Source organism: Levilactobacillus fuyuanensis, assembly GCF_003946395.1.
In the GTDB taxonomy this organism is placed as follows: Bacteria; Bacillota; Bacilli; order Lactobacillales; family Lactobacillaceae; genus Levilactobacillus; species Levilactobacillus fuyuanensis.
In genome coordinates this window covers 1-3,592 of sequence record NZ_RHNZ01000041.1, presented here as the reverse complement: position 1 = coordinate 3,592, position 3,592 = coordinate 1, and the positions used below count along the sequence as shown (strand labels likewise).

Here is a 3,592-nt window from a genome sequence, read left to right as displayed (position 1 = left end):
GAATAGCTCATCGATTGTTGTTACTTTATTTTCATAAAAGCGAATTGACTTCGCAAATATTGTTTGGGTTTGATACCTAGTATCAAACCGCCCTACACATATTTGGTTTGTCGAAACAATGTTCAGTTTTCAAAGGTCTACGTGTTATCCACTCTCGCAGACGACTTAATCATCATACCATTTAACTGATATGAATGTCAACAAGAAGTTTTAAATAATAATTTCTGTCGTTTGTTGCTCCTAATGAAGCAGCTCAATTAATATACCATTTTGTCAGACTACTTGTCAACAAGCAATTTAACTTTTAAATTAATGAGTTGCTGTCGTAAAAGACAACTTAGATAATATACCATGCACATCATCTAGCTGTCAACAAAAATTCCAAATTAATGTTGATAATGCCACGTTCTGTTTGCAACGGCTCCAGAAACGTTTCTGATCAGGCCCTATGTCAAGGGCCAGACATCCCTTTCACTAGTTTTCCGCCGTAACACTTCACAATGTGGCTAACTTGCAAAACACGTTTCCGGCCACCCTCTTCCATCTAGATCCGCCGTCTCGAAAAGATCACTGCACCCACCCCGACAAAGAACAATGCCCACACGAGATTTCCGATACCCAACTGCTGAATCGTCAAATGGGTCACGTTCTGCTGGTAGCTGGGATTACCGTACTCCTCCTGTAGGAAGAACATGTTAAACGGATTCCATTTCATCACCGGCAATAACGACTTAAAGGACTGTAGCAATAAGCTGGACACTCCCTCTCCCGTAAAACAGACACCTACACCTATGGCAATTGCCGCCGCACTGTTATGACTACAGCTTGCCAACAAGAAGACCAGCCCGATAATCATCACACTGCCATACATATCCAGTACCGCATTAGTCACTAGATTAACCAGTAAGGATTGGTGATAGAGATAGATGGTCTGCCACGAGAGGTTTCGCCCGCCAGTCCCCTTGAGCAATAGCGTCATGAGGATAACCACCCCATGGAGCAAGACACCATAGCCAAGGATTAAGAGATACTTCCCCACAAAAAGCGTCCAGCGATGATTTACCTGGATCGCCAACTGTTTGATTGTCCCGTATTCGAATTCCATCGTGACACCGCTAGCCCCAATCACAATGATGAGTATCGTCAGCCATTGAAACCCACCATACGCTGACGAAATATAAAACTTCTGATCGCTATCTGATGCTCCGTGCGCCGTCATAGCCAGTCCCACCATTAAGAGTCCCAAGACAACCGGTGCGAGCCATGCCAATCGCTGATGTCTGAATTTAAAAATCTCCTGCTGCAATACTTGCCCCATGACCTATGCCTTCCTTTCTGCTAATAACCGTAATAAGACCGTCTCTAAATCTTCCTGATACTGGTTCACCTTCAAAATTTGGATATGCGCGTCAAGAAGCGCGTGCAGTAAGGGCGTCAATGCAACCGACTTACTCACGATTAAGTCACCGTTCTGCTGTGTCACGGGATAGTCCGCCTGTAAAAGCACCCGCAAAGCCCGCACATTCTCCGTTGTCCGCACCACTAAAGTTTGCCGTGCCGATTGCTGAAATTGCGCCATCGTCCGTTGCAGCAATACTTGTCCCTGATCAATTAAGATCACCGTATCAATGATCTTTTCCAACTCGCTCAAGATATGACTGGAAATTAAAAAAGTAGTCCCTTCCCCTGCTAATTGGCCAATCAAATGGCGCAGTTGCTTAACCGACTGTGGGTCCAACCCATTCATTGGCTCATCTAATATGACTAACCGTGGTCGGTTTACTAATGCCATAGCAATTCCGAGCTTTTGTTTCATACCCAGCGAGTACCGCTTAGCTGGCCGGTGAATATAGTTCTCCATCTGGAGGACCCGCACCACCCACGTCATTTGTTTCACAGAAGTGGTCATCAATTGCAAATGTTGCCAGCCACTCAGGAAGGGATAAATCGCCGGGCGTTCGATGAGCGCACCTACCTGTTGGGTGACAACTGCATGGGTGGTAACCGAAACAGGCTGGCCCAAAATCCGAACGTTCCCGGAATCTATTGCCATCAGTCCCAGTAATGCTTTCATAATAGTCGTCTTCCCCGCGCCATTGGGACCGACTAGACCGACAATTTTACCGGCTGAAAATTCAAAGTTCACATCACGCAAAACGGCTCGGTGACCGAAAGTTTTCCGCAATCCGACTACCTGAACTATTTTTTCTTGTACACGTTGCATTGGACATCGTCTCCTCTACTCCCTTTCAGCGTACCCGTTTAAACCGCCGGATGATACGGATGCTAGCGAGAATAGCTTGCTATTTTCCGCTGATTCCCTATGCTAGAGTTAATAGCAATTTTCAAGGAAGTGAGGTGCCCCCATGGCATCGACAGAACTAGGCACACGTTTGAAACAATTCCGGCAAGCGCAGCAGTTGACTCAAACAGCATTGGCCGATCAGCTTCACGTCTCGCGCCAAACTATTTCCAGCTGGGAGACTGGCCGAAACCAACCAGACATCGCCACCATTACCCAATTAGCCACGTTATACGCTGTTCCAGTAGATGATCTCTTGCAGGGCACGACAGCAGTACCCGTCACAAAAGCAGTTGCCCACCCAAGTGCCATCCTACTAGTGGTCCTGTTCGGCATTCTCTTGGTGGAACGCCTCACTCAGTTTTCAACTTTCCCCGGTCTCTATTGGATCGACTTTCTCATCCTCTTGCTGATTGGTCTTATGTGTAATTTAGGCATTGCCCGGCGCCACCCGAACGTTTGGACGAATCGGATACATTGGATCGGCATGACGATGTTTGCCGCACTTAGCCTCATTAGTGGGAGTATCAACGCCTTTAATATGGGGTTTGGCCTCATGACGACCTGCCAGTTCAGTGGCCTAGTCGTTGTTATCGCACTAGCCAGAAAGTGCTGGCAATCTCGATTCATTAAGATTAGACAACGCTAGAGTAATCGTCATACATGAAACCTAATTTAGTTAGTCGAAAAAGGGTGACGACCTTCCTACATGGAAGTGCCGTTACCCTTTTTAAATTAACTATTCTTCTAATCTTACTTAGTTAGCAAGTGCTCTGTTTCGACGATAATATGCGCCATCGCTATCGACAATTAAAAATGTTAGAAGCGAACACCACTAAATTCGATTGGAAATCGGTTCGGGATTGACTATCGCTAGGTTAATCCTTATGAGCTTGGACGTGTTTAGTCAGATTACCAGGTACCATCCTCATGATGCACTCGTTTTGCTTGAATATGTCACAAGAGAAGATACAACACAGTAATTACATGGAAAGTACCTGAGTCCACCGTCCATTTTGTGTCTGACGCCACTCAGTCGCCAGACACATTGTCATTACGGTCATGCGCCCGACCTTCTTTTATTTTTTTGTATAAAAAAAGAACCCTCACAGGGTTCTTTCGTTCGCGTGGCAACGTCCTATCCTCGCAGGGGGCGATCCCCCAACTACTATCGGCGTGCTAAAGCTTAACTTCCGTGTTCGGCATGGGAACGGGTGTATCCTTTAGGCTATCGCCACCACACTATAAGAGAACTTCTTCCCTCAAAACTAGATATTATTCAATTATTTT

Annotated in this window: 3 protein-coding genes and 1 rRNA gene; 1 reads left to right on the top strand and 3 read right to left on the bottom strand. The window is 46.0% G+C overall.

Going from position 1 to position 3,592, the window contains the following annotated elements; genetic code table 11:
- Nucleotides 1-544 precede the first annotated feature (544 nt).
- Nucleotides 545-1,318 carry an ABC transporter permease gene (locus tag EKM73_RS12575; protein ID WP_125702121.1) on the bottom strand — a complete coding sequence of 258 codons (774 nt, stop codon included), beginning with the start codon at nt 1,316-1,318 and terminating at the stop codon, nt 545-547.
- A 3-nt stretch (nt 1,319-1,321) separates the two neighbouring features.
- Entirely contained in the window at nt 1,322-2,224 is a 903-nt protein-coding gene (locus tag EKM73_RS12570) for an ABC transporter ATP-binding protein (RefSeq protein ID WP_125702120.1), read from the bottom strand.
- A gap of 142 nt (nt 2,225-2,366) precedes the next feature.
- Here EKM73_RS12570 and EKM73_RS12565 point away from each other — a divergent pair, with 142 nt between their 5' ends.
- Nucleotides 2,367-2,951 (top strand): helix-turn-helix domain-containing protein, encoded by a 585-nt coding sequence (locus tag EKM73_RS12565; protein ID WP_125702119.1) that lies wholly within the window; start codon nt 2,367-2,369, stop codon nt 2,949-2,951.
- A gap of 476 nt (nt 2,952-3,427) precedes the next feature.
- Here the strand turns inward: EKM73_RS12565 and rrf are convergent.
- Nucleotides 3,428-3,544: ribosomal RNA gene (gene rrf / locus EKM73_RS12560) — 5S ribosomal RNA — on the bottom strand.
- Nucleotides 3,545-3,592 lie beyond the last annotated feature (48 nt).

Coding starts and splice junctions, on each gene's coding strand:
- EKM73_RS12575 (WP_125702121.1), bottom strand. CDS start 1,318: ATGGGGCAAGTATTGCAGCAGGAGATTTTTAAATTCAGACATCAGCGA.
- EKM73_RS12565 (WP_125702119.1), top strand. CDS start 2,367: ATGGCATCGACAGAACTAGGCACACGTTTGAAACAATTCCGGCAAGCG.
- EKM73_RS12570 (WP_125702120.1), bottom strand. CDS start 2,224: ATGCAACGTGTACAAGAAAAAATAGTTCAGGTAGTCGGATTGCGGAAA.